We start from the raw sequence: 21,772 nt of genomic DNA on the forward strand, positions 1-21,772 counted from the left end.
CCAGGCATGGCGGCCCTGACTGCAGCGGCCGAGGCCTTTGCCCGGCCCTGGTACGCTGAGGCCGGGCGGACCTACCACACGGCCGAGCACGTGCAGGCCATGCTCGGGGCGCTGCGGTCGCGCGGCGTGCTCACGGCGCCGCTGGAACTGGCGGCCTGGGGGCATGATCTGATCTACGACCCGCGCGCCGCGGACAACGAGGCGCGCAGCGCGGCCGTGTTCTGCGCGTGGCTGGCCGCCCAGGGTGCCCCCCCTGCCCTGAGCGCCCAGGTGCACGCCCTGATTCTCGCCACCCGGCACGCCGAGCCGCCTGCCACCCGTGAGGAGGCGCTGTTCGTGGATGCCGACCTGGCCGTCCTGGGGGCCGACCCCGCGACCTTCGCCGCGTACGACCACGCCATCCGCGCCGAGTACGCTCATGTTCCTGACGGCGCCTACCGCATCGGGCGGAGCGCCGTGCTGCGGCACTTCCTGGAACGCCAGCCGCTGTACACCACCCCGGAATTCGCGGCTCTGGACGCACCGGCGCGGGTCAATCTGCGCCGGGCGCTGGCCCGGCTGGCCCCTGCGGACTGAGCCCGAGTTCCGCCAGAACCTCGGCGGTGTGCTGCCCGGGCGTGGGGGGCGCGCGGCGTACCGGGAGGGGCTGCCCACCGAACTCCCAGGGGGGCGCCGTCACGGTGGTGTGCCCCAGCGTGGGGTGCGGCACCGTGACCGCCACGCCACGCGCCTGCACGTGCGGGTCAGCGAACACCTCCGCCAGGTCGTTCACCGGGCCGCATGGCACCCCGGCGTGCTCCAGGCGGCGCATGAGGTCCTGGCGGGTGAAGCGCGTCAGGGCGCCCAGCAGTTCCGCGTCCAGCGCCTCGCGGTGCGTGACGCGGCCCTCGTTGGTGGTGAAGCGCTCGTCGGCCCCCAGGGCCGGCAGGTCGAGCGCGGCGCAGAACCGCCGCCACAGCGCGTCGTTCCCCACGGCGATATTCACGAACCCGTCGGCGCAGCGCAGCGTGCCGTACGGCACGATGGACCGGTGATCGTTCCCGACGGGCTGCGGCACCTCTCCGGTCGCCAGGTACCGGCCCACCTGGGAGCTGCCCAGGGCAATGACGCTGTCCAGCAGATTCACGTCCACCCGCTCACCGCGCCCGGTGCGTTCACGCTGGTACAGGGCGGCCAGAATCGCCTGGGTGATCAGCGCGCCGCTGTACACGTCCGCGACCGCCACGCCGACCCGCAGGGGCTGACCGCCGGGTTCGCCGTTGTAACTCATCAGGCCGCCCATGCCCTGCGCGACCACGTCGTACCCGGCCCGGTCACGGTACGGGCCGCGCAGCCCGAACCCGCTGATGGTGGCGTAGATCAGGCGGGGATGCCCGGCGCTGAGCGTCTCCCAGCCCAGTCCCAGGCGGTCCAGGGTGCCGGGCCGGAAGTTCTCGACGAGAATGTCGCTCGTGGCGATCAGGCGCCGCGCGGCCCTGAGCCCCTCGTCGCTTTTCAGGTCCAGGGTGAGGCTGCGTTTGTTGCGGTTCACGCTCAGGAAGTAACTTGACTCCCGGCCTCCCTCGCCTTCCTGAAATGGCGGCCCCCAGGCGCGGGTGTCATCTCCGCCGGGCGGCTCGACCTTGATGACGTCGGCCCCCAGGTCACCGAGCAGCATGGTGCACAGCGGGCCGGTCAGGACGCGCGTGAAGTCCGCGACGCGCAGCCCGCTCAGGGGCAGCTGTGGTGGGGTCATGTCCCGGATGGTAGCGCGCCAGGCAGGCGCCCCGGAGGCCCCCGGGCGTAGACTGCGAGGCGTCTTTGCAATCCGTGCCTTCGCCCCGCTCTTCTGGAGGTTCCCCCCGTGACGACCCTCACCCCTGAAACCCCGGCCCGCGCGCACCTGGGCCGCCCCCGCAAGATCATTGACGGCCTGGAGAAGATCACCGGTCGGGCCGGGTACGCCGCGGACGTGTCGGTGCACGGCATGCTGCACGCCCGGCTGGTGCTCTCCCCCTACCCTCACGCCCGGATCCGCGGTGTGGACGCCAGCGCGGCGCTGGCCGTGAACGGCGTGCAGGCCGTGCTGACCGGCGCGGACCTGAACGGGCCGCGCGAGGCGCATTCGCGGCCCAGCATGCTGCTGGCCGGGGAGCGCGTGGTGTTCGCCGGTCAGCCCGTGGCGGTGATCGTGGCCGACACGGAAGCGCAGGCGGCGGACGCCGCGGCGCTGCTGGACGTGGACTACGAGGTGCTCGACGCCGTGGAGGACCACGACGCCGCTCTCGCCGACGAGCAGCTCGTCTGGCCGGACGGCGTGCCCAGCGCGGACGCCGGCATGGCCGGACTGCACGGCGGGGAGGCGGGCACGCAGGCCGCGAAGGCGCCCAGCAACGTGGACGAGGACCGGTCCTTCGGCCGGGGTGATGTGGACGCTGCCCTGGCCGGCGCCGCCGTGGCCGTGGAGCGCACCTACCGGGTGGCTGGGGTTCACCAGGCGTACCTGGAGCCGCATGCGGTGGTGGCGCAGCCCGGCGCGCGCGCCGGTGAAATTACGGTGTACACCAGCACGCAGGGGCAGTACGTGGTGCGCAGCGAGGTGAAGGGGGCGCTGGGCCTGCGCGAACGGGACGTGCACGTCATCCCCACGGTGGTGGGCGGCGGTTTCGGCGCGAAGTACGGCATCATGGACGCCCTGGTGGCCGCCGTGGCCCTGCACGTGAACCGCCCCGTGCGCCTGGTCCTGACGCGCAGCGAGGACATGCTCACCACCATGCCCGCCCCTGCGATCACGGTGCAGCTGCGCCTGGGCGCGGCGGCCGACGGCACGCTGAGCGCCATTGACGCGGACGTGACCATCGAGAACGGCGCGTTCCGCTTCGGGCACAGCGGAATTATCGCCACCATGCTGGGCGGTCTGTACCGCTGCGAGCACGTGCGGGTCCGCACGCGGGAACTGCTGCTGCACCGCGCGCCGGTCGGCGCGTACCGCGCGCCGGGCGTGCCGCAGGCGCTGTTCGCGCTGGAATCCAGCGTGGATGACCTCGTGCGTCAGCTGGGCGCCGACCCGCTGGAGTGGCGCCTGCAGCACGCCGTGGAGGCCGGCGACCTCATGGGCAACGGCCGCAGGTGGCCGGACATCGGCCTGAAAGCGTGCCTGGAAGCGGCGCGGGCCCACCCGCTGTGGCAGGCCCGCGGGCAGACGCCGCATGAGGGCGTGGGCCTCGCGGTGGGCGGCTGGCCCGGCGCGTTCTCGCCGGCCGGAGCGGTGTGCCGCGTGGACACCGACGGCACCGTGCGCCTGCACGTGGGCAGCGTGGACATCAGCGGCGTTCACTCCAGCATGGTCCTGATTGCCGCCGAAACGCTCGGCGTGGACCCGGAGCAGGTGGAGATCGTGCAGGGCACCACCGACAGCGGCCCCTACGCCCCGAACTCCGGCGGCTCGCAGGTGACCATCAGTCTGTCCGGCGCTGTACTGGACGCCAGCACCCAGGTGCGCGAGCAGCTGCTTGAACTGGCCGCCCGCCACTTCGAGGCGCACCGGGACGACATTGAACTGGCGGGCGGCCAGGCGCAGGTGCGGGGCATTCCCGGCAAGGCGCTGCCCATCGGGAAACTCGCCGCGCAGGCCCAGCGGCTGCCTGGCGGACCGGGGCCGGTCGTGGCGGAGGGCCGCGCGGCCATCAAGGCGGGAGCGCCGGGCTTCATTGCGCAGCTCGTGAAGGTCCGCGTGGACCCGCACACCGGGCAGGTCACGCCGCTTCAGGCGGTGGCCGTACAGGACGTGGGATTTGCGCTGAACCCCCTGCTCGTGGAGGGACAGATTCAGGGCGGCAGCGCGCAGGCGCTCGGCATGGGCCTGTATGAGGGACTGCATTTTGCGGGCGGCACGCTCAGCAACCCCAACTTTCTGGAGTACGCCTTCCCGACGAGCACGGACCTGCCGCCGCTGGAGGCGGTGCTGGTGCAGCGGCCCAGCGAGCACGGTCCGTTCGGGGCGCGCATCGTGGGCGAGCCGCCCATCACGGCGGGGGCGGCGGCCGTGGCCAACGCCATCCGCGACGCGGCGGGCGTGCGCGTGACCGAGCTCCCGGTCACGGCCGAGGCGGTCTGGCGCCTGAAGCAGGGCGCGCAGGGGTAGGCAGCCTGCCGGCAAGGTGAAGGCCGCTTCCCGTCTGGGAGGCGGCCTTCTGCGCCGGGCTGACGGGTCAGTCGGCGGCGGAGCCGTGGTTGCCGGCCTGCGCGGCCTCGCGGTCCTTCTGGGCGTCCGCTTCGAGTTTCGCCTTGATTTTCTTCAGGGTGAAGCTCGCTTCGCGTTCGCGCTGGTCCAGCACGCTGCGAATAAAGCGGATGTCGTCCTGAATGCCGGGGATCAGGATCTGCTCCAGGGCGTTGACGCGCCGGGAGGTCTTCTTGATCTCCTCGCCGATCCGCCGGAGCTTCGTTTCGGTCGCGGCGACCTTCACGATGGCTTCGAGCACGCCGCCGAAGTCGGTGGCGGCCTGAATGGTGCGCGCGCCGACGTTGATCGGGCTGAAACCGGTGTTCGGAGCGCGTTCCGGGATGTTGATCTTGGGGACCTTCACGCCGTAGATGCTCTGGATCTGCATGTCGATCGCGTAGTCGCTGCTGCCGCCGAGGCTGAGGCTCTCGACCGCTTCAGGGCTGTCCCACGCTTTCGCGCCGAACAGGCTGGTGTACGCGCCGCGGCTGACGCTGGCGAGTTCCTCGCGGGCGGCCAGGGCGTCGCGCACCAGAGCGAAGAACTCGCCGATCAGGGCGTCACGCTTGCGTTTGAGGAGGTCCGCGCCGCTCTGCGCGGTTTTCAGGCTGGCCTTGCTGGCCAGCATGGCGCTGCGTGTGGGGCTGATCTGTCCTGCCATAATTCACCTCCCTTGCTGGTGGGGTCGGGTGCCGGGAGCAGTGTCTCCCGGCGGCCGGTTCAGATGCGGTTCCCGCGCCACATTTCATCCATCTTCGTACCGTAGTACTTGTCGATGGCGTCCTTGCCAATGCGGGTCAGCTGGTTCTGGGGGAGTTTGGAGAGGATGCCCCACGCGACGGTCAGGCTGTCGTCGATGCTGCGGTCCGCGTTGCCCTGACCCACGAAGTACTGCTCGAAGTCATCGGCGAAACGCAGGAACAGCTTGTCGGTCTCGGTCAGTGCGTCTTCACCGGTGATGGCCACCAGTTTGCGCAGGTCCAGGCCGTTGGCGTACGCGGCGAACAGCTGGTCGGAGACGTTCTTGTGGTCGGCGCGGGTCTTGCCCTTGCCGATGCCGTTGCCCTGCAGGCGCGACAGGCTGGGCAGCACGTTGATGGGCGGGAAGACGCCCTTGGCGTTCAGCGTGCGGTCCACCACGATCTGCCCTTCGGTGATGTAGCCGGTCAGGTCGGGGATGGGGTGCGTGATGTCGTCGTCGGGCATGGACAGAATCGGAATCTGCGTGACCGAGCCGGGCTTGCCGGCCACCACGCCGGCGCGTTCGTACAGGGACGCCAGGTCGGTGTACATGTAGCCGGGGAAGCCGCGGCGACCGGGGATCTCTTCGCGCGCGCCGCCGATTTCACGGAGCGCCTCGCAGTAGTTCGTCAGGTCGGTCAGGATGACCAGCACGTGGTAGCCGTGCTCGAAGGCCAGGTACTCGGCGGTGGTCAGGGCCATGCGGGGGGTCAGGAGACGCTCGACCGCGGGGTCGTCAGCCTTGTTCAGGAACAGCACGGAGCGGGCGAGCGCGCCGGTGCGTTCGAATTCCTGCGTGAAGAAGCTGACTTCGCGCTGGGTCAGGCCCATCGCGGCGAACACCACGGCGAAGTCACCCTCGTGGCCGGGCACCTTGGCCTGACGGGCGATCTGCGCGGCGAGTTCGTTGTGCGGGAGGCCCGAGCCGGAGAAGATCGGGAGTTTCTGCCCGCGGATCAGACTGGTGTTCACGTCGATGGTGCTGATGCCGGTCTGGATGAACTCCTCGGGCTTGGCGCGCGCGGCGGGGTTCATGGCCTGACCGTTGATGCTCAGGCGTTTCTCGGCCACCACGGCGGGCAGCCCGTCAATGGGGCGGCCCAGGCCGTCGAAGCGGCGGCCGATCATTTCCTTGCTCACGCCCAGGCGCGCCACGTCCTCGACGAGGCTGACCGATGCGGTCGCGAGGTCCAGGCCACGGGTTTCCTCAAACACCTGGATCACGGCGGCCTGGTCGGTCACGGAGATGACCTGACCGCCGCGCAGTTTGCCAGTGGCGTCCTTGATGTTCACGATCGCGCCGTACGCCAGGTCCGAAGCCGCGTTGACGAACAGCAGCGGGCCGGAGATGTACGCGACGTCGTTGTATTCCTTCTGGAGAAGGGTCACGCTTTCACTCCCTTGAAGGTGCTGTCGAGTTCGCTCAGCACGCTGTCGCGGTACGCGGCGAAGTCGCCTTCGGCAGTGTAGCGGGCGCGGGCGAGTTTCTCGATCACGGGGCTCTGGATGATCTCGTCGATGGTGGCGCCGCCCCGGAGGGCCACGTCCGCCTGGTCGTAGAACTTGAGGAACATCTGCATCAGGCCGTAGTTCTTCGGCATGGAGGCCGAGGCGTCAACGGGGTCAAAGCCGTTCTGCTGCAGGAAGTCCTGGCGGAGCATGCGGCCGGCCTCGATGATCAGGCGCTCGTTGTCCTGCAGGGCGTCAGGACCGACGAGCTGCACGACTTCCTGCAGGGCCGCTTCCTGCTGCAGCAGGTTGCCGATGCGCTGGCGCAGTTCGGGGAAGTCGGGGCCGACGTTCTCGCGGTACCACTTGTCCAGGATGGGCGTGAACAGGCTGTAGGAGCCGTTCCAGTTGATCGCGGGGAAGTGGCGGCGGCGGGCGAGGCCGGCGTCGAGGCGCCAGAAGGCGCCGGTGATGCGCAGCGTGGCCTGCGTGACAGGTTCGCTCATGTCGCCGCCGGCGGGGCTCACGGCGCCGATCACGGACACCGCGCCGTCTTCACCGGCGAGCGTCTTGACGGCCCCGGCGCGCTCGTAGAACGCGGCGAGCTTGGCGCCCAGGTAGGGCGGGTAGCCTTCTTCGGCGGGCATTTCCTCCAGGCGGCTGGAGATTTCGCGCAGCGCTTCGGCCCAGCGGCTGGTGGAATCGGCCATCAGGGAGACGCTGTACCCCTGGTCGCGGAAGTACTCCGCGAGCGTGATGCCGGTGTACACCGACGCCTCGCGGGCAGCCACGGGCATGTTGGAGGTGTTGGCGATCAGGATGGTGCGGTGCATCAGGGGGCCGCCGGTCTTGGGGTCTTCCAGTTCCGGGAATTCCACGAGCACGTCGGTCATCTCGTTGCCGCGTTCGCCGCAGCCGACGTACACCACGATGTCGGCGTTGCCGTACTTCGCCACGCTCTGCTGGGTCACGGTCTTGCCGGACCCGAAGGGACCGGGGATCGCGGCGGCGCCGCCCATGACCAGGGGGAACAGGACGTCCAGGATGCGCATCCCGGTAAGGAACGGCAGGCTGGGGTCGAGCTTCTGGGCCACGGGACGCGGGGCGCGCACGGGCCAGTAGTGCGCGAGGCGCAGCTTGGTGCCGTCTTCCAGTTCGGCGATGGTGTCGTCGATGGTGTACTCACCGGCTTCAGCCACCCAGCGCAGGCGCCCGCCCTTGTCGGGGGGCGTCAGGATCTTGTGGGTGAAGCTGAATTCCGGCACGGTGCCCAGGATGCCGCTGCCCGCGACGGTGTCGCCGGCCTGCGCCGTGGGCGTGAAGGCCCACTTCTGGGTGCGGTTGAGGCTGGAGACCTCGATGCCGCGGGCAATAAAGTCGCCCGACGCCTCGCGGATCTTGTCCAGGGGACGCTGAATTCCGTCGTAGATGCCGTTGAGCATTCCCGGCCCGAGTTCAACGGACAGGGGGAGGCCGGTCGTTTCGACGGGTTCACCAACGGTCAGGCCGCTGGTGTCCTCGTACACCTGCACGAAGGCGGTGTTGCCGTCGAGGCGAATAATCTCGCCCACGAGGCGCTCCTGGCCCACGCGCACGATGTCGTACATTTTCGCGCCGTACATGCCGTCCGCGATGACGGCCGGTCCGGCGATGCTCTGCACGACGCCTTGCTTGTTCTGCGTCATTTGATTCTCCTTGAAGGGGGTCGGGGGGGCGGGGTTCAGAGTCTAGGGAAAGGACCGGGCAGCATTTGTGGCCCTGACCCTGAGGGCTCCGTGTCGCCGGAGGCCCCCCGACCGGTTCTTACAGCTTGATGTCGAAGCCGATGGTTTCGCGCACGAGTTTGCCCATGTACGCCTTGGCGTCCACGGTGTCGGCGCTGAAGGCGTCGCTCATGCTGGGCACGGGCAGCAGGATCGGCAGGGTCCGGCCGCGCATGACGCGGGCCGTGGCAGTGGCCGGGTCCGGAATCAGACCGGTGTCCACGGCCACCAGGCCGTACTGCCCTTCGGTGATCAGCTGTTCCAGGGCCGCGACGGCCGTGTCGGGGGTCGCCTCGAAGACGGCCGCGCCGGCCAGGCGGTACCCGGTGGCGGTTTCGGCGTCGGTGAGCACCGCGACGCGCTGGGTGTTGCCCTGGGTCATGCCTGCACCTCCCGGCGGATCTGGTCGATCGGCAGGTCGTAGAACTTGCCGCGGCCGATCAGGCGGAGTTTGGCAATTTCGATTTCCTTGCGGCGCAGGAAGTCCAGGATCAGGCCCACGCCTTCCGGGTCACCGGCCGCAATGCTGCGGGTGGCGGTGTCCAGGGCGCGCCGGGCGGCGACCTCGGCGTCTTCCAGACTGCCAGCTTCCAGAATCGCGGCCACGTCGTTCAGGCCGCCGGCGTCGCCGCCCGCCAGTCGGGCGTACCCGGCCGCGTCGAGCTTGCCGCCCGGCACGAACAGCGCGGGGTTCATGGGCTGGCCGGCGCTGGTGCGCGCGATCAGTGCGTTGGTGATATCGATCTCGCGGCTGAGGTAGCGGCGCAGACTGGTGTTGCGCGCCACGTTCAGTGCGTGACGGTAGTACCCCTGGTCCAGCGCGACTTCCAGATCCAGCGTGCGGTTGCTGGTGGCGTACGCCTGCGCGCCGGCACGCATCGCCGCAGCGAGCGGGTGGCCGCTCAGGGCGATGGCGGCGGCGGCGCTCTGCAGGTCCGTGCTCTGCGCGGCGCTTTGCAGGGCGCCGGGTTTCAGGGTGCCGCCGGGAATCAGGTTCGCCAGGATGGCGTCGGCGCCGCGCCCGGCGATGATGCCGCGCGCAACGGTTTTGAGGTTCACGAGGTCCCACTTCATGAGCAGGGCCTGGATTTCGCGTTTGGCGTCGCCGTCCGCGAAGCCCAGAACCTTGCGGGTGGTGTCGAACAGGTTGCGGCTGAGGGCCTGGTCCAGTTCGCCCAGTCCGGCGGTCTCGGTGGTGGTGTCGCGCAGGTTCGCGGCGAGATCCGTTTCGGTCAGGACCCGCAGGAACTCCTGGTAACTGCCCGCCGCGAGCGCCGAGTCAAGCGAGCGTCCGTCGAGCAGTTTGGTCCGCATGATGCGGACGCGCGTGTTGATGTAAGCGTAGTCGTCGGGCATGCAGTGTCCTTACTCGGCCAGCAGGCGGCTGATCTGCGGGGCGAGGTCGCCGCGCACGCGCTCGAGCCGGCCGACCAGGGTGTTCTGGATGCTGGATTTCCCGCCGGGACCCACCAGGCGGATGCCGGTGCGGACCTGCTCGTTGACGCGCACGTCCAGGTGCCGGCCCAGCTGGCCCAGCGCCTGGCGCACCGCGTCGTGCTCGGCGGCGGCCGCTTCGACGGCCTCGGCGTTGGGCAGCACCTGCAGCGCCTCCTGAAGGAGGTTCGCCACGATCATGGGGTACTCGGGCGAGGTGACGCTGGCATGCAGGTACTGCTCGGACACCTGGAAGGCCTGGGCCTGCAGGCTGTCGGCGGCCGACAGCCGCTGGGCGTTGCTGTCCAGGTCGGCGGCGCTGCGGGCGCGCACAAGCTCGGCCTGACGGGCCGTTTCAAGCTGACGGGTGCGGGACTCGATCAGGCTCTGGGCGCGTTCCTGCGCTTCGGTGACGATCTGCTCGGCGCGGCCCTGGGCCTCGGCGCGAATGCGCTCGATTTCCTGTTGGGCTTCGTTTTCGAGGAGCTTGTCGAGGGCCATATCAGCGGAGGATGAACAGCGCGAGGAAGCCGAAGATCACGAGCGTTTCAGGCAGCAGGAAGTACAGCAGCAGGCTGCCGGCCTTGCTGGGGTCCTCGGCAACGGCGCCCACCAGGCTCGAGCCGATGCGGGCCTGGGCGATGCCGGTGCCGATGGCGCCGAGACCCAGCGCCAGGCCGGCGCCCACGGCGCGCAGACCTTCGTACAGGGAGTCATTGCCGGCGGCCGCGGCTTCCTGAGCGGCACCGGTGCTGGCGAGGGCGAAGACGAGGGACGCGAGGACGATCTTGTTGTACTTGGTCATGGTGAACACTCCTGAAGGTTATTTAACCTGCCCCTGTGCGGGGCTGAGGCGGCGAAGGGGGTTGTAGCGGGGGCTGGAGTCCGCGTTGTAGCCGGTGGGGTTGAGGAACTCCACCATGTGAAGACGCAGTGGCTGCAGCACGTGGCCGATCAGGGTCAGGGCCAGCACCAGGAAGTGCAGGGCCACGCCCAGCAGGATGCCGAGGATGATACCCAGGATGCCGATGCGCTCGTACATGCTCCAGCCGAGGTCGGTGCAGAGCTTGGCGAGGATGGCGGACACCAGGCCCACGGCGAAGATACGGGCGTAGCTCACGACCGCGCCGCCCTGAGAGAGCAGTTCGATGGGGAGCAGGGGGAAGTGCTTGATGACGCGCAGCCAGCCGACCACGAAGGCCAGGAAGCCCAGGTACATCAGCAGGACGCGGGGGTCACTGAGGTTGCCGAACGCGCTGAAGTCCTTGCCGGCTTTCGTGGCGAACGCCATCAGGATCAGGGCGGACACGCCGCCGAACAGCGCCACGCCTTCCCAGGTGTGGACGGGGTCTTTGTGCTTGAGGCCCTGCTGCACGCGAATGCCCCAGCCCCACAGCACCTGCAGGATCCCGAAGCACAGCGCGAACACCAGCGCGACGTTGCTGAAGTACCCGGTTTCCAGACGGGGGAAGAGGATGGGGAACAGCCCGGAGTGACTCACGCCTTCCTCAACGGGGTAGCGTACGCCTGTCCAGCTCCAGAGGCTGTTGAGCAGTTCGGGGTTGATGTAGAAGACGTGCAGGTGCTCCAGGAAGGTTCCGAAGAACTCGCCGGTCAGGAAGCCCCACAGGATGGTCCAGGCGGCCATGACGTTCGTCACGAAGCCCAGGTCATGCACGGTTACAGGCGGAACGTACGCACCGAAGAAGCTCAGGTCCCAGCCCTCGTTGCGCCGGGCCTTGCCCATCAGCCACATGCCGAACGCCAGGAACAGCAGGCCGAAGCCGATGTCGGCCATGATGATCCCGAAGAACAGCGGGAAGAACAGCGCCACCACCCACGTGGGGTCGAAGGTGCCATATTTGGGTGGGGTCATCAGACCCATCACGGTCTGGAACGGCTTGACGTAACTGTTGTTCTTCAGGTCAACCGGCACGAGGTGATCGTGGTGCTCGTCCACGGGGTGCAGCTCGTAGCTTACGGCGTCACTGAAGCGGTCCAGGGCGGCGCGGAGGGCCGGAATGCGGTCCTCGGGCACGTACCCCTGCAGCGCGAGGCTGTACTTGCCGCGGGCAGACACGGCGCGCACGTCGTGAATGGCGACGCGGTCCTTGAGGACGTCACGCAGGGCGTACAGCGCGGGCGCGTGCGCCTGCGCCAGACGGTCCCGCTCGGCGTTCAGTTCGCCCAGGCGGCCGCGGCCGGTCCGGGCGACGCGTTCCATCTCGGCGCCGGCCTCGCTCAGCGTCAGGCTGTCGAACCGCCCCGGAAGGCGCAGTTCACCCAGACGGACGCGGCCCAGCGCGCCGCGCGCCAGGTCACGCTCGCTGCGGCGCACGGCAATCAGGCCGACGCGGTTCTGGCCGACCGTTTCGGTCGCCAGGGCGTACCGGTCAGCCAGGTCAGCCCGGAGGGCCGCGTCGAGGTCCGCGACGTTGTCGGTGGGTTGCAGCACGAAAGGAAGGAGGGCAACGCGGCGGCTGCGGTCCAGCCCGCCGGCAAGGCGGGACAGGGCGCGCACCGCGTCACCGTAGGCGGCTTCGGCGTCAAGGTCAGCCTGCAGTTCCTGGCGCTGGCGGGCGAGCGCGGCCACGGGCTGCGCAGCCTGCTCGATCACCTCGGCCCAGCGGCTCTCGGCGGGCAGCGGGGACGGCGCGGGACGGTGGCTGCCAAGCTCCGCGATGGTGCTCTCGACGCGCGCCAGAAGGCGTTCGTCCTCGCGGCGGTGCTGGGCGTCGGCGCCGGCCAGAGTGCCGGTGTTCAGTGGTCCGCCCGTGATGGGCTTGAGGTGCAGCACCCCGGCGTCCTGCAGGGCCGCAATGACCGCTTCGCTGTCGCGTTTGCGTGTGGCGATCACGACCTGCTGCATGGGGTTGATCACGGAAGCACCGCCCTCATGATGGTGTCGACGGCCTGACCCAGCTTGGCCTCGGCGCGGGCGCGGGTGGCCTGCGCCTGCTCGTGGGCCGCGCTGGTGGCCTGCTCGCGGATCTGCTGCACTTCGCGCTCCAGCTGCAGATCCTGCTCCGCCTGCATGGCCTTCACGCGGGCCTCCGCGTCGCGGAGGATGCTTGCGGCCTGGGCCTGCGCGGCTTCCACGGTCTCCTGCGCCTGCGCGCGAGCCGCTTCAATCTGCGCGTCCAGTGCCGCTTCGCGGCTGGCCAGTTCACTTAAGACTCGACTTGAAACGTCCAAAACTCACTCCTCCTTTCCCTTCGTGACTCAAGCACCCCGGTCAGGCGCCCCATGGGCATGAGGTGTGGCGGGGGTGCGGTGAGTTTTTCGGTGGCCCGACCCTTTTTTGTGAAAGTTTGCGTCAGACTCGTCGGCCATCCTAACACAGCGACTTTATGCATCCGGCAGGGCAAGCGTCCCTGCAGGGGCAGACGCGAAAGGCAGGCGCGTCCGCCAAAGGGATGGGCCCCCGCCGGGTGAAGGCAGGGGCCCATTCACGCTGGCGTCCGTGTCAGTCGTGGCCCACGAATACCGGCGCGGCCAGAGGACTCTGCGCTTCCTGGTACCCCTCCTCCTGATGTTCCGCGAGATCCACGCCCAGCGCCTCCTGCCGCTCACCCAGCCGGAGCGGGGTCAGCAGCGCCGTGACCCGGAGCAGCACCAGGGTTCCCACGCCGGCCAGCGTGGCCGCGACCAGCACACCCAGCACCTGCGTGCCCAGCTGCGCGGCGTGTCCGGCCAGCAGCCCGCGCGCCGCCGGGTTAATTTCCGGACTGGCCAGGATGCCTGTCAGGAGCGTCCCCACAATCCCGGCGGTGCCGTGGCAGGCAAACACGTCCAGCGCGTCGTCCGGCAGCAGGCGGTGCTTGTTCGCCACCAGGAAGAACGACACGGTGCTCGCCACCACGCCGATCAGCAGCGCGCCGCCGGGCGTGACGAAGCCGCACGCCGGAGTGATCGCCACCAGACCCACCACCGCGCCGGTCGCGGCCCCCACCGCGGTGGGTTTCCCGCCTCTTACCTGATCCCACAGCATCCAGCACAGCAGCGCAGCGGCCGCGGCCGTATTCGTGTTCAGCAGGGCCGCGGCGGCCACACCGTTGGCAGCGAGCGCCGAGCCGGCGTTGAAGCCCAGCCACCCGAACCACAGCAGCCCGGTGCCCAGCAGCACCAACGGCACGTTGTGCGGCACGCTCACGAACCGCGGGAAACCCAGGCGCGGGCCCAGCACCAGCGCCGCGACCAGACCGCTCACGCCGCTGGCGACCTCCACGACCGTGCCGCCCGCGAAATCCAGCAGGCCCAGCCGGTTCAGCCAGCCGTCCGGGCTCCACACCCAGTGCGCCAGAGGAGCGTAGATCAGCAGGACCCACAGCGTCCCGAACAGCACGAAGGCCGGGAAACGCATGCGCTCCACCACGCTGCCGCTCACCACGGCCAGCGTGATGACGGCGAACAGAATCTGGAACACGGCGAACAGCGACGTGGGAATCGTCCCGGTCACCTCGCCGGTCATGTGCCCCAGGCCCACCTGCGACAGTCCGCCGATCAGGCTGTTTCCGCCCGGCCCGAACGCCAGGGTGTAGCCCACCGCCACCCACGCGACACTCGCGACCCCCATCGCGGCGAAGCTCATCATCATGGTGTTCAGCACGGCGCCGGCGCGCACGAGACCGCCGTAGAAAATCGCCAGTCCTGGCGTCATGACCAGCACCAGGGCGGCGGCCACCAGGATAAACGCCGTATCCGCGCCGTTGATCCCAGGGGTCTGTGCCTGAGCGGCTCCCAGCAGCAGTCCCAGCAGGGGCAGCGCGCGTTTCACTGTCCACCCGGCGGGTTGAGACGGGTTTCAGTCACGGGGGTCAGGGCGGCCGTATCCGCCTCTCCGGTGCGGATGCGGATCACCCGCTCAAGGGGCTGCACGAAGATCTTGCCGTCACCGACCTCACCCGTGCGGGCGCCGCGGCAGATGGCGTCCACCGCCACCTCGACGAACGGGTCACTGACGGCCATGCGGAACTCGACCTTGTCGTGAAATTCCACCATGACGCGCGTGCCGCGGTAGTGCTCCACCACCGACTGCTCGCCGCCGTGCCCGCTGACGCGCGAGAGGGTGATGCCGCTGATGCCCGCCTGGAACAGCGCTTCTTTGACCTGCTGGACCCGCTCGGGCCGCACGACGGCCGTAACCAGTTTCATACCCCCAGAGTAACCACCCGTTCACTGTGAATGGACGATTTGTCCAGAAACGTCGGTTCAATCCGCTCCAAAGTGGAATTTTTTTGCAGGACGTGAACGAAAGAAGCATCAGACAACCAAAAACAGGCCACTGGCTCACAAAGGCCTGCTCCCGGGGATGCGGTCGGGAGCAGGCGAACGTGGAGGATCGGAGTTGCAGGTCAGGCCACAGGCGGCCCAGAAGAAGTCAGGAGAAGAGCCGCACGAACTTCAGTCGCCGCCCACGAATACCGGTGCGCCCAGGCCGGTCTCACTGTCGGAGTACCCCTGCTCGCTGTGCGCGCTGACGTCAATCCCGGCGATCTCCTGATTTACAGGCACCCGCAGCGGCATCAGCAGGCCCACCAGTTTCAGCAGGAGGAAGGAGCCCACGCCCGTCCAGACGATGGCGGCCAGCACACCGATGATCTGCACGACCAGCTGCTCACCCCAGGGTTTGCCGCTGCCGGTCGTGAAAGCCAGCGCGCCGGTCAGCAGCGCCCCCACGATGCCGGCCACGCCGTGGCAGGCAAAGACGTCCAGGGCGTCGTCGGCTTTCATACGCGCCTTGAACTGCACGGCCGCGAAGCTCGCGGCGGCCCCCAGGACGCCCACCAGGACGGACGCGGCGGGACTCACGAACGCGCAGGCCGGCGTGATGGCCACCAGACCCACCACCAGACCCGTGGCGGCGCCCACCGCGGTGGGCTTACCGTTCCGGACGCTTTCCAGGCCCAGCCAGGTGAGCATGGCCGCCGCCGGGGCGACCAGCGTGGTGATAAAGGCCAGCGCAGCGGTCTGGTTGGCGGCCAGCGCCGAGCCGGCATTGAAGCCCATCCACCCAAACCACAGCAGCCCGGCGCCGAGCAGCACGAACGGCACGTTGTGCGGCACGTGCGCCGTGCGCGGGAAGCCCAGGCGGGGGCCGAGGACCGTGGCGGCCACCAGCCCGCTCACGCCGGCCGCAATGTGAATAACGGTGCCGCCCGCGAAGTCCAGCGCGCCCAGTTTGAACAGCCAGCCGTCCGCGTTCCAGACCCAGTGGGCCAGCGGGGCGTAGATCAGCAGGCTCCAGAGGGCGCCGAACAGCACGAACGCGCCGAACCGCATGCGCTCAATGACGGCGCCGCTGATCAGGGCGACGGCGATGATGGCGAACATGGCCTGGAAGGCCGCGAAGATGTACGAGGGAATGGTGCCGGTCAGCTGGTCCTTCAGGCCGGTGAAGCCGGCGTTGCCGAGGCCGCTGAAGAAAGCGTTGCCGCCGGACGCGAAGGCGATGGAGTACCCGCCGAGCATCCAGAGCACGCCGATCAGGCCGATGCAGACGACGCTCATCATCATGGTGTTCAAAACGCTCTGGGTGCGGCTGAGCCCGCCGTAGAAGAAGGCGAGGCCGGGCGTCATCAGGAGGACCAGGGCGGAGGCGACGATCATCCAGGCGGTGTCGCCGGTGTCCAGTGTGGGCGTCTCGGTCTGGGCGAGTGCGGCGCCGCTGAGCAGCAGGGCCAGGGGCAGCAGGGGCTTGATCTTCATGGGTGCACTCCTTTCCCGGGTCAGGCGGGCGTGAGTCGGGTTTCGGTCACGGGCGTCAGGGCGGCTGCGTCTCGTTCACCGGTGCGGATGCGGTACACCTGCTCGAGGGGCTGCACGAAGATCTTCCCGTCGCCGACCTCACCGGTGCGGGCGCCGCGGCAGATGGCGTCCACGGCAGCCTGCACGAACGGGTCACTGACGGCCATGCGGACCTCGACCTTGTCTCTGAACTCGACCATGACGCGCGTGCCGCGGTAATGCTCGACGATTTCCTGCTCGCCGCCGTGCCCGCTGACGCGCGAGAGGGTGATGCCGCTGATGCCCGCCTGGAACAGCGCTTCCTTGACCTGCTGGACGCGCTCGGGCCTGATGACGGCCGTGATGAGTTTCATGGCGTCTCCTTTTTTCCGCTCAATTTGCAGTGATCGCATCCCTGCATGACTCAGCTTAGGAATCACAGTGCAGATTGTCAAAGATTTTTTGAACGATTGACTAGATTTTAGGAGACACCCGGCATAAAACCATCACCTTCAGGACCGCAGAGGTGACCCCGCCTGCTGCCTGTCAATTTTTCTGCGCACAACCTGCAGCAAAAGAGGTGAGGGGCACCTCTCCTCTCCCCTCCTTGGCCACCAGGGCCACGACCCTCTCTACACCAGGCGGCGGGGCCGGACGCGCGTCCAGAAGCGGTAGACCGCGACCCCCAGAACTGCCACCAGCAGCGCACCGATCAAAGGCGCAAACACCGCCAGGGCACTCAGCAGCAGACTGGTACCGTCCTCAACGGTACTGACCACCGGATTCGCCAGACCGCCCGTGGTGGCCGTCGCCACCGGCCGAGCGGCGGCGCGGGTGGCATGCACGCCGCCCGCCACCACCACGCCCAGCGCCAGGCTCAGCGCCGGAGGCACATCCGCGACGCCGGTCTGCGCAGCGAACAGAACCGCGCCCGCCGCCGTGTTCACCACGCCGCCCACCACATGCAGCGCGTGATCCACGCCGGGAATCTTGTCGCCCACAAAATCCAGCAGACCGAGCGCCGCGACAGCCACCAGCACCCACGGCTGCGCCAGCAGATCAAACGGTGCATTCAGATGCACCACGCCTGCACGCGAGAACAGACCCACCAGCAGCAGCGGAATGTACGCGTTCAGACCGGCTGCCCCGGACAGACCCAGCGACGACAGCAGCCCGGACAGAAGTTCCATACCTCTTATTACGGCGCCTGACCCCACCTGTTGCCACAGGAGACCGTGCCGGAAATCTTGAGAGACGCCTTCAGGCCAGGGGAATGCAGCTCGAACCTCGGCGCTAAGCTCGTGATTTAACTGTTTGAAGCCGCTGTAGGCAGTGTTCTGTACTATCGAGCATGAACGCCTCAGCTCCGTTTGACCGTCTGCAGGCCTTTCGGAACGACGTTTACCACTGCTTCGACCATCGTTCGGATGCACTGTTCAACTTGTTCGACGCCATCACTGTGGCAGGACTGGTGCCCAGCTTCGCGCACCTTAGCTTGCAGGGGCCCTTCGAGCGCGGTCATGGCAGCCTATACGCGGCATTGACCAGGGGCACGCTCGATACCGAGCGTGTTCGAGAGCTGGTCGGAACCACCCTGAACCATGACCAGCCACTCGTCTTCGCCATCGATACGTCGACTTGGGTACGAAACGATGCCGAGACGAGTCCGCAGCGGGGGTACTTCTATCATCCGAGTCGTCACAGCGCTGGAAAACCTGTGGTCGCGGGCTGGTCCTACTCCTGGGTCGCCCAGCTTGGACCTGTCAGCAGTAGTTGGACCGCACCCCTCGATGTGCGTCGGGTTACCCCTGATCACACACCGCACGAGATTGCAGATGAACAGGTCCAGCACGTCAGCAGGCTGCTGCCCCCAGGGACCACAGCACCATTGTTCGTGTTCGATGGCGGGTATGACCCGACCCGTCTGTCGAAGCTCAAAGACGCTGACAGAGTCAGCGTCCTGGTCCGTGTGCGCCGGAACCGGCGGTTCTTTTTTGATGTCACGATGCGTCCAGGTCCCCAGGGAGGTCGCCCACGCATTCATGGGGCCAAGTTTCTGTGCGCGGACCAGACCACTTGGCCGGCACCCCATCTGGAGCATCTGGAAACCACAGAGCAGTACGGGACCGTCCATGTGCGTGCCTGGACGGGGCTACACGTCAAGACCACTCAGGACACTCGGCCAGGATCGCGTCACTTCAAGCCGACGTACAGCGGGACCGTGTTGTTGTTGGAGGTTGCGAAGTTGCCCCGGGAAACGCGTCAACCGCAGGCGTTCTGGCTCTGGTGGCGGGGATCAGGCGTGCCGGATCTGGCGATGCTGTGGCGCGCCTACACGCGTCGGTTCGATCTGGAACATACGTTCCGCTTCTGCAAGCAGACGCTGAATTAGGAAACACCACGTCTGCGTCATCCGGAGCAGGCGGACCGTTGGACGCTGTTGGTGCTGCTGGCCTTCACCCAACTGCGCCTGGCGCAGCCAGTCGTGACTGATGCCCGTCTTCCATGGCAGCGACCACAGGAACGTGGTCGCTTGACGCCAGGTCGGGTCAGGCAAGGTTTTATCCAACTATTGGTGCCCCTGGGAAGTCCAGCGTGCGCGCCAAAACCGTCAGGCCGTTCACCAGGACGACCCAAAGGGAAGTGTTCAGGGCGCGCACCTCGCTTCCCCGCCTTGAAAAAGAGCGCCTGACGACTGTCGATCCTAAAACAAACGACCGCGACAAGCGCGGTCGGCTTAAATCACGAGTTAGGGCGTGTGGGTGAGAAGTTCACTGAGAGTCTGCCGAGGGGGATGATGGCCTGGATGAAGGTCGTCTGGGGGGAGACGGACCTCCAGGATGCTTCTGCAGACAGGTGGGCTCTTTCCTCTTCTCGTGTGGACGCTCTGGCAGGGTGACCTCGATCTCGATGCAGAGCTCTGCTCTCCCGGAGTCCACCCCCCTCTGCTCCCGGCCCGCCCCACCTGTCAGCGCGCGGCAGGGTCGGTGGGCGCTGACAGGTGGGGCGCACGAAGCGCACCTGATTGTTCTGCACCCCCAAGCCCCTGCCAGCGGCGGGCGGCCCCATCCTTCACCGGATAGGACCGCCCGCCGCTCAGACCAGACGGCTCAGCGCAGGTACGCCAGCAGCAGATCCACACCCGCGCGCAGGTCGTTGACGTGCACAGCCTCCACCACCGTGTGAATGTAGCGGGTGGGCAGGCTCAGGGTCAGGGTGGGCACCCCCTCGCGGCTGCGCTGAATGGCCGCGCCGTCCGTACCGCCCAGCGCCAGCACCTCCAGCTGCGCGGGAATGCCGCGCGCCTGCGCCAGATCCCAGAACTGGTCTACCAGGGCCCGGTGCGAAATCATCGTCGAGTCGAACACCTTGATGCCCATGCCCTGCCCAGCGTTCGTGACGACCTCATCCGGCCCCACACCGGGCGTATCCACGGCCAGCGTGACGTCCAGCCCGATGCCCACGGTGGGCTGCACCCCATACGCGGCAGTGATCGCGCCGCGCAGTCCCACCTCTTCCTGCGTGCTGAACACGGCAATCACTTCGTGGCGAGGGGCCTCGTGGCGCAGGGCGCGCAGCGTTTCGAGCAGCAGGAACACGCTGGCCCGGTCATCCATGGCCTTCCCGCAGATCAGGTTCCCCACGCGCCGGGCCTGCTGGTCCAGGGTCACCATGTCCCCGACCCGCACCTGCGCACGCACCTCATCGGCACCCAGGCCCAGGTCAATAAAGAACTCCTTGACCTCCGGAATCTTCTTGCGTTCCTCGGCGCTGGCAATGTGCACCGGTTTCCCCCCGGGCGTCAGGATGCCCGGCAGCGGGCCGCCGCGGGTGTGCACCATGACGCCCCGCGCGAACAGGTTGCGGGTGTCGAAGCCCCCCAGCGCCTGCACCCGCAGGAACCCACGGTCATCAATGAAGCGCACCAGGAACCCGATCTCGTCCATGTGCGCCGAGATCATGACCCGCTCGGTGCCTTCACGGCCCGCGTCACGGGGAGCCCGGCGGGCAATCACGTTGCCCAGCGCGTCCACGCGAACGTCGTCCACCAGGCCCTGCAGTTGCGAGAGCACGTACTCACGCACGGCGTCCTCCTGCCCGGGCACGCCCGGCAGGTCGGACAGGTGCATCAGGACGTCCAGGCGCAGGGCGGCCGGCTCCCCAGCGGGGGCCGCGTCAGCTTTCTTCGGTTTTTTCGCCACGCCCGCCAGTATGCACCTGTGCGTCCGGGCCGTCCGGCGCAGTTCGATCAGACTGGACACCCACCGCAGCAGGCTCGGGCGGCTTCGGCCGCAGGTCGGTGCTGTTGAACCGCCCCTGCGCCTCCGCCAGTCCGCCCGCCGCCCAGAGCTCCGCGGCGTCTGCGCCCAGCCGCACCAGTTCGGCCAGAGGCGCACCTTCCTCCGGCCGCCAGCGGCTCAGCACCCAGTCACTCACGGCCCAGCCGGCCGGCGGACGTGAAATCCCGATTTTCAGCCGCGCGAAGGCCTCGTGCCCCAGCAGCCGGACGATGTCCCGCACGCCGTTCTGCCCGCCGTGCCGACCGCCCAGGCGCACCCGGAGCAGCCCGAACGGACTGTCCAGATCGTCCTGCACGATCAGCAGCGCCTCACCGCTCAGCTTGTAGAACGACACCAGCGGCGCCACAGCCTTCCCGGACGCATTCATGAACGTCAGCGGCCGCACCAGCAGCACCTTCACGCCCACACCCGGCCCCAGCCGCACCTCGGCCACCTCGGCGTCCTTGCCTTCCCGGCGCCACGCCGCTCCGGCCCGCCGGGCCAGCTCATCCAGAACCAGCCAGCCCACGTTGTGCCGCGTCTGCGCGTACTGGCTGCCCGGGTTGCCCAGGCCCACGATCAGTTTCATACTCATACCCACTTCACCCCGGACTGCCGTGCCTGCAGGCGCCTGCGGTTCAGGCCTGCAGGCCACCGAGCACTTCCCGCCACTTCGCTTCCGTTTCACGCACCCGCGCGTCACCGCGCGCCCGGACGTACCCGGCGCGGAACTCGGCAAATCGCGTGTCGCTGTCCGCGAACAGCAGACCCAGCGCCTGCTGCACGTCTGTCAGGTTCCGCTCGCTGAGGGTGGTGTCCCGGGCGTCCAGCACCTCATCCAGCGTGGCCATCAGGCCCGACAGGGGCCGCAGCCACTGAAACTGCGGATGGTTCATCACCAGCGAGTACAGCTCGAACGGCCCCTTCACGGGCCCGTTCATGAACTCGTACTCGCCCTTGGCGAAATCCAGCAGCGCCGAATGAAAGTGCCGCAGGGCCGGAACCAGGGCCGTGAGTTTCGTGCGGACGGCAGCGTCAGTCATACCGGCAGCGTAGCAAGGGCCGCCCCCGCCGGGTGGCCTGCCGCCTTCATGCCCCGCCGGGAAAGGCACAGGAACCAGGACGTGTGGGGCCGGCGGCGCGGAGGGACCGTGAAGCCCCGCGCGGCACCCCCG

General features: G+C 68.3%; 20 protein-coding genes and 1 pseudogene. 3 read left to right on the top strand and 18 right to left on the bottom strand.

From position 1 onward, the window contains the following. The first annotated feature begins 6 nt into the window (after positions 1 to 6). A complete protein-coding gene (locus LAJ19_RS12555; protein WP_225476086.1) occupies positions 7 to 576 on the top strand; it encodes an HD domain-containing protein in 570 nt (189 codons plus the stop codon). Here LAJ19_RS12555 and LAJ19_RS12560 read toward each other — a convergent pair. Continuing rightward, entirely contained in the window at positions 533 to 1,735 is a 1,203-nt protein-coding gene (locus LAJ19_RS12560) for a CaiB/BaiF CoA transferase family protein (RefSeq protein ID WP_225476087.1), read from the bottom strand. The two genes, LAJ19_RS12555 and LAJ19_RS12560, sit on opposite strands and share 44 nt — an antisense overlap. A gap of 108 nt (positions 1,736 to 1,843) precedes the next feature. Between LAJ19_RS12560 and LAJ19_RS12565 the strand changes: the two genes are divergently transcribed. Continuing rightward, entirely contained in the window at positions 1,844 to 4,123 is a 2,280-nt protein-coding gene (locus LAJ19_RS12565) for a xanthine dehydrogenase family protein molybdopterin-binding subunit (protein WP_225476088.1), read from the top strand. A 67-nt stretch (positions 4,124 to 4,190) separates the two neighbouring features. Here the strand turns inward: LAJ19_RS12565 and LAJ19_RS12570 are convergent, their stop codons facing one another. The 14 genes from LAJ19_RS12570 to LAJ19_RS12635 all read right to left on the bottom strand — a co-directional run bounded on the left by LAJ19_RS12570 (position 4,191) and on the right by LAJ19_RS12635 (position 17,507). Further along, entirely contained in the window at positions 4,191 to 4,865 is a 675-nt protein-coding gene (locus LAJ19_RS12570; RefSeq protein WP_225476089.1) for a V-type ATP synthase subunit D, read from the bottom strand. A gap of 59 nt (positions 4,866 to 4,924) precedes the next feature. After that, entirely contained in the window at positions 4,925 to 6,334 is a 1,410-nt protein-coding gene (locus tag LAJ19_RS12575) for a V-type ATP synthase subunit B (protein ID WP_225476090.1), read from the bottom strand. Further along, positions 6,331 to 8,079: a V-type ATP synthase subunit A gene (locus LAJ19_RS12580; protein ID WP_225476091.1), complete on the bottom strand. Its 1,749-nt coding sequence runs from the start codon at positions 8,077 to 8,079 to the stop codon at positions 6,331 to 6,333. Before LAJ19_RS12580 ends, LAJ19_RS12575 begins: the two co-directional genes overlap by 4 nt. A 118-nt stretch (positions 8,080 to 8,197) precedes the next feature. Then, positions 8,198 to 8,539, bottom strand: coding sequence for a V-type ATP synthase subunit F (locus tag LAJ19_RS12585; protein WP_225476092.1), 342 nt, complete (start codon positions 8,537 to 8,539; stop codon positions 8,198 to 8,200). Further along, positions 8,536 to 9,513: a V0D/AC39 family V-type ATPase subunit gene (locus tag LAJ19_RS12590; protein ID WP_225476093.1), complete on the bottom strand. Its 978-nt coding sequence runs from the start codon at positions 9,511 to 9,513 to the stop codon at positions 8,536 to 8,538. Before LAJ19_RS12590 ends, LAJ19_RS12585 begins: the two co-directional genes overlap by 4 nt. 9 nt (positions 9,514 to 9,522) lie before the next feature. Then, positions 9,523 to 10,092: a V-type ATP synthase subunit E gene (locus tag LAJ19_RS12595; RefSeq protein ID WP_225476094.1), complete on the bottom strand. Its 570-nt coding sequence runs from the start codon at positions 10,090 to 10,092 to the stop codon at positions 9,523 to 9,525. Between the two features lies 1 nt (position 10,093). After that, positions 10,094 to 10,396: a V-type ATP synthase subunit K gene (locus tag LAJ19_RS12600; protein WP_225476095.1), complete on the bottom strand. Its 303-nt coding sequence runs from the start codon at positions 10,394 to 10,396 to the stop codon at positions 10,094 to 10,096. A gap of 18 nt (positions 10,397 to 10,414) precedes the next feature. Continuing rightward, the gene (locus tag LAJ19_RS12605) at positions 10,415 to 12,472 is read right to left on the bottom strand and encodes a V-type ATP synthase subunit I (protein WP_225476096.1); all 2,058 of its coding nucleotides are present in this window, start codon (positions 12,470 to 12,472) and stop codon (positions 10,415 to 10,417) included. Next, positions 12,469 to 12,786: a V-type ATPase subunit subunit G family protein gene (locus LAJ19_RS12610; protein ID WP_225476097.1), complete on the bottom strand. Its 318-nt coding sequence runs from the start codon at positions 12,784 to 12,786 to the stop codon at positions 12,469 to 12,471. Before LAJ19_RS12610 ends, LAJ19_RS12605 begins: the two co-directional genes overlap by 4 nt. Before the next feature lie 271 nt (positions 12,787 to 13,057). Further along, positions 13,058 to 14,368 carry an ammonium transporter gene (locus LAJ19_RS12615; protein WP_225476098.1) on the bottom strand — a complete coding sequence of 437 codons (1,311 nt, stop codon included), beginning with the start codon at positions 14,366 to 14,368 and terminating at the stop codon, positions 13,058 to 13,060. After that, complete coding sequence (locus tag LAJ19_RS12620; protein WP_225476099.1) at positions 14,365 to 14,745, bottom strand: P-II family nitrogen regulator; 381 nt, start codon at positions 14,743 to 14,745, stop codon at positions 14,365 to 14,367. Before LAJ19_RS12620 ends, LAJ19_RS12615 begins: the two co-directional genes overlap by 4 nt. Positions 14,746 to 14,994: 249 nt before the next feature. Continuing rightward, entirely contained in the window at positions 14,995 to 16,299 is a 1,305-nt protein-coding gene (locus LAJ19_RS12625) for an ammonium transporter (protein ID WP_225476100.1), read from the bottom strand. A 20-nt stretch (positions 16,300 to 16,319) separates the two neighbouring features. Further along, the gene (locus LAJ19_RS12630; RefSeq protein WP_225476101.1) at positions 16,320 to 16,691 is read right to left on the bottom strand and encodes a P-II family nitrogen regulator; all 372 of its coding nucleotides are present in this window, start codon (positions 16,689 to 16,691) and stop codon (positions 16,320 to 16,322) included. A 258-nt stretch (positions 16,692 to 16,949) separates the two neighbouring features. Beyond that, positions 16,950 to 17,507 (bottom strand): DUF4126 domain-containing protein, encoded by a 558-nt coding sequence (locus LAJ19_RS12635; protein WP_225476102.1) that lies wholly within the window; start codon positions 17,505 to 17,507, stop codon positions 16,950 to 16,952. A 161-nt stretch (positions 17,508 to 17,668) separates the two neighbouring features. Here LAJ19_RS12635 and LAJ19_RS12640 point away from each other — a divergent pair. Then, a pseudogene (locus LAJ19_RS12640) lies at positions 17,669 to 19,009 on the top strand (NF041680 family putative transposase). 418 nt (positions 19,010 to 19,427) lie between these two features. Here LAJ19_RS12640 and LAJ19_RS12645 read toward each other — a convergent pair. From LAJ19_RS12645 to LAJ19_RS12655, 3 genes are read right to left on the bottom strand one after another with little or no spacing between them, the layout of a single operon-like run. Continuing rightward, on the bottom strand, positions 19,428 to 20,519 hold the full coding sequence (locus LAJ19_RS12645; protein ID WP_225476104.1) for a M42 family metallopeptidase: 1,092 nt from the start codon (positions 20,517 to 20,519) through the stop codon (positions 19,428 to 19,430). Continuing rightward, entirely contained in the window at positions 20,494 to 21,186 is a 693-nt protein-coding gene (gene pth, locus LAJ19_RS12650) for an aminoacyl-tRNA hydrolase (RefSeq protein WP_225523270.1), read from the bottom strand. The genes LAJ19_RS12645 and pth overlap by 26 nt, the downstream gene beginning before the upstream one ends. Positions 21,187 to 21,235: 49 nt before the next feature. Continuing rightward, positions 21,236 to 21,640, bottom strand: coding sequence for a hypothetical protein (locus LAJ19_RS12655; protein WP_225476105.1), 405 nt, complete (start codon positions 21,638 to 21,640; stop codon positions 21,236 to 21,238). Positions 21,641 to 21,772 lie beyond the last annotated feature (132 nt).

The organism is Deinococcus taeanensis, from assembly GCF_020229735.1.
Taxonomy (GTDB): domain Bacteria; phylum Deinococcota; class Deinococci; order Deinococcales; family Deinococcaceae; genus Deinococcus; species Deinococcus taeanensis.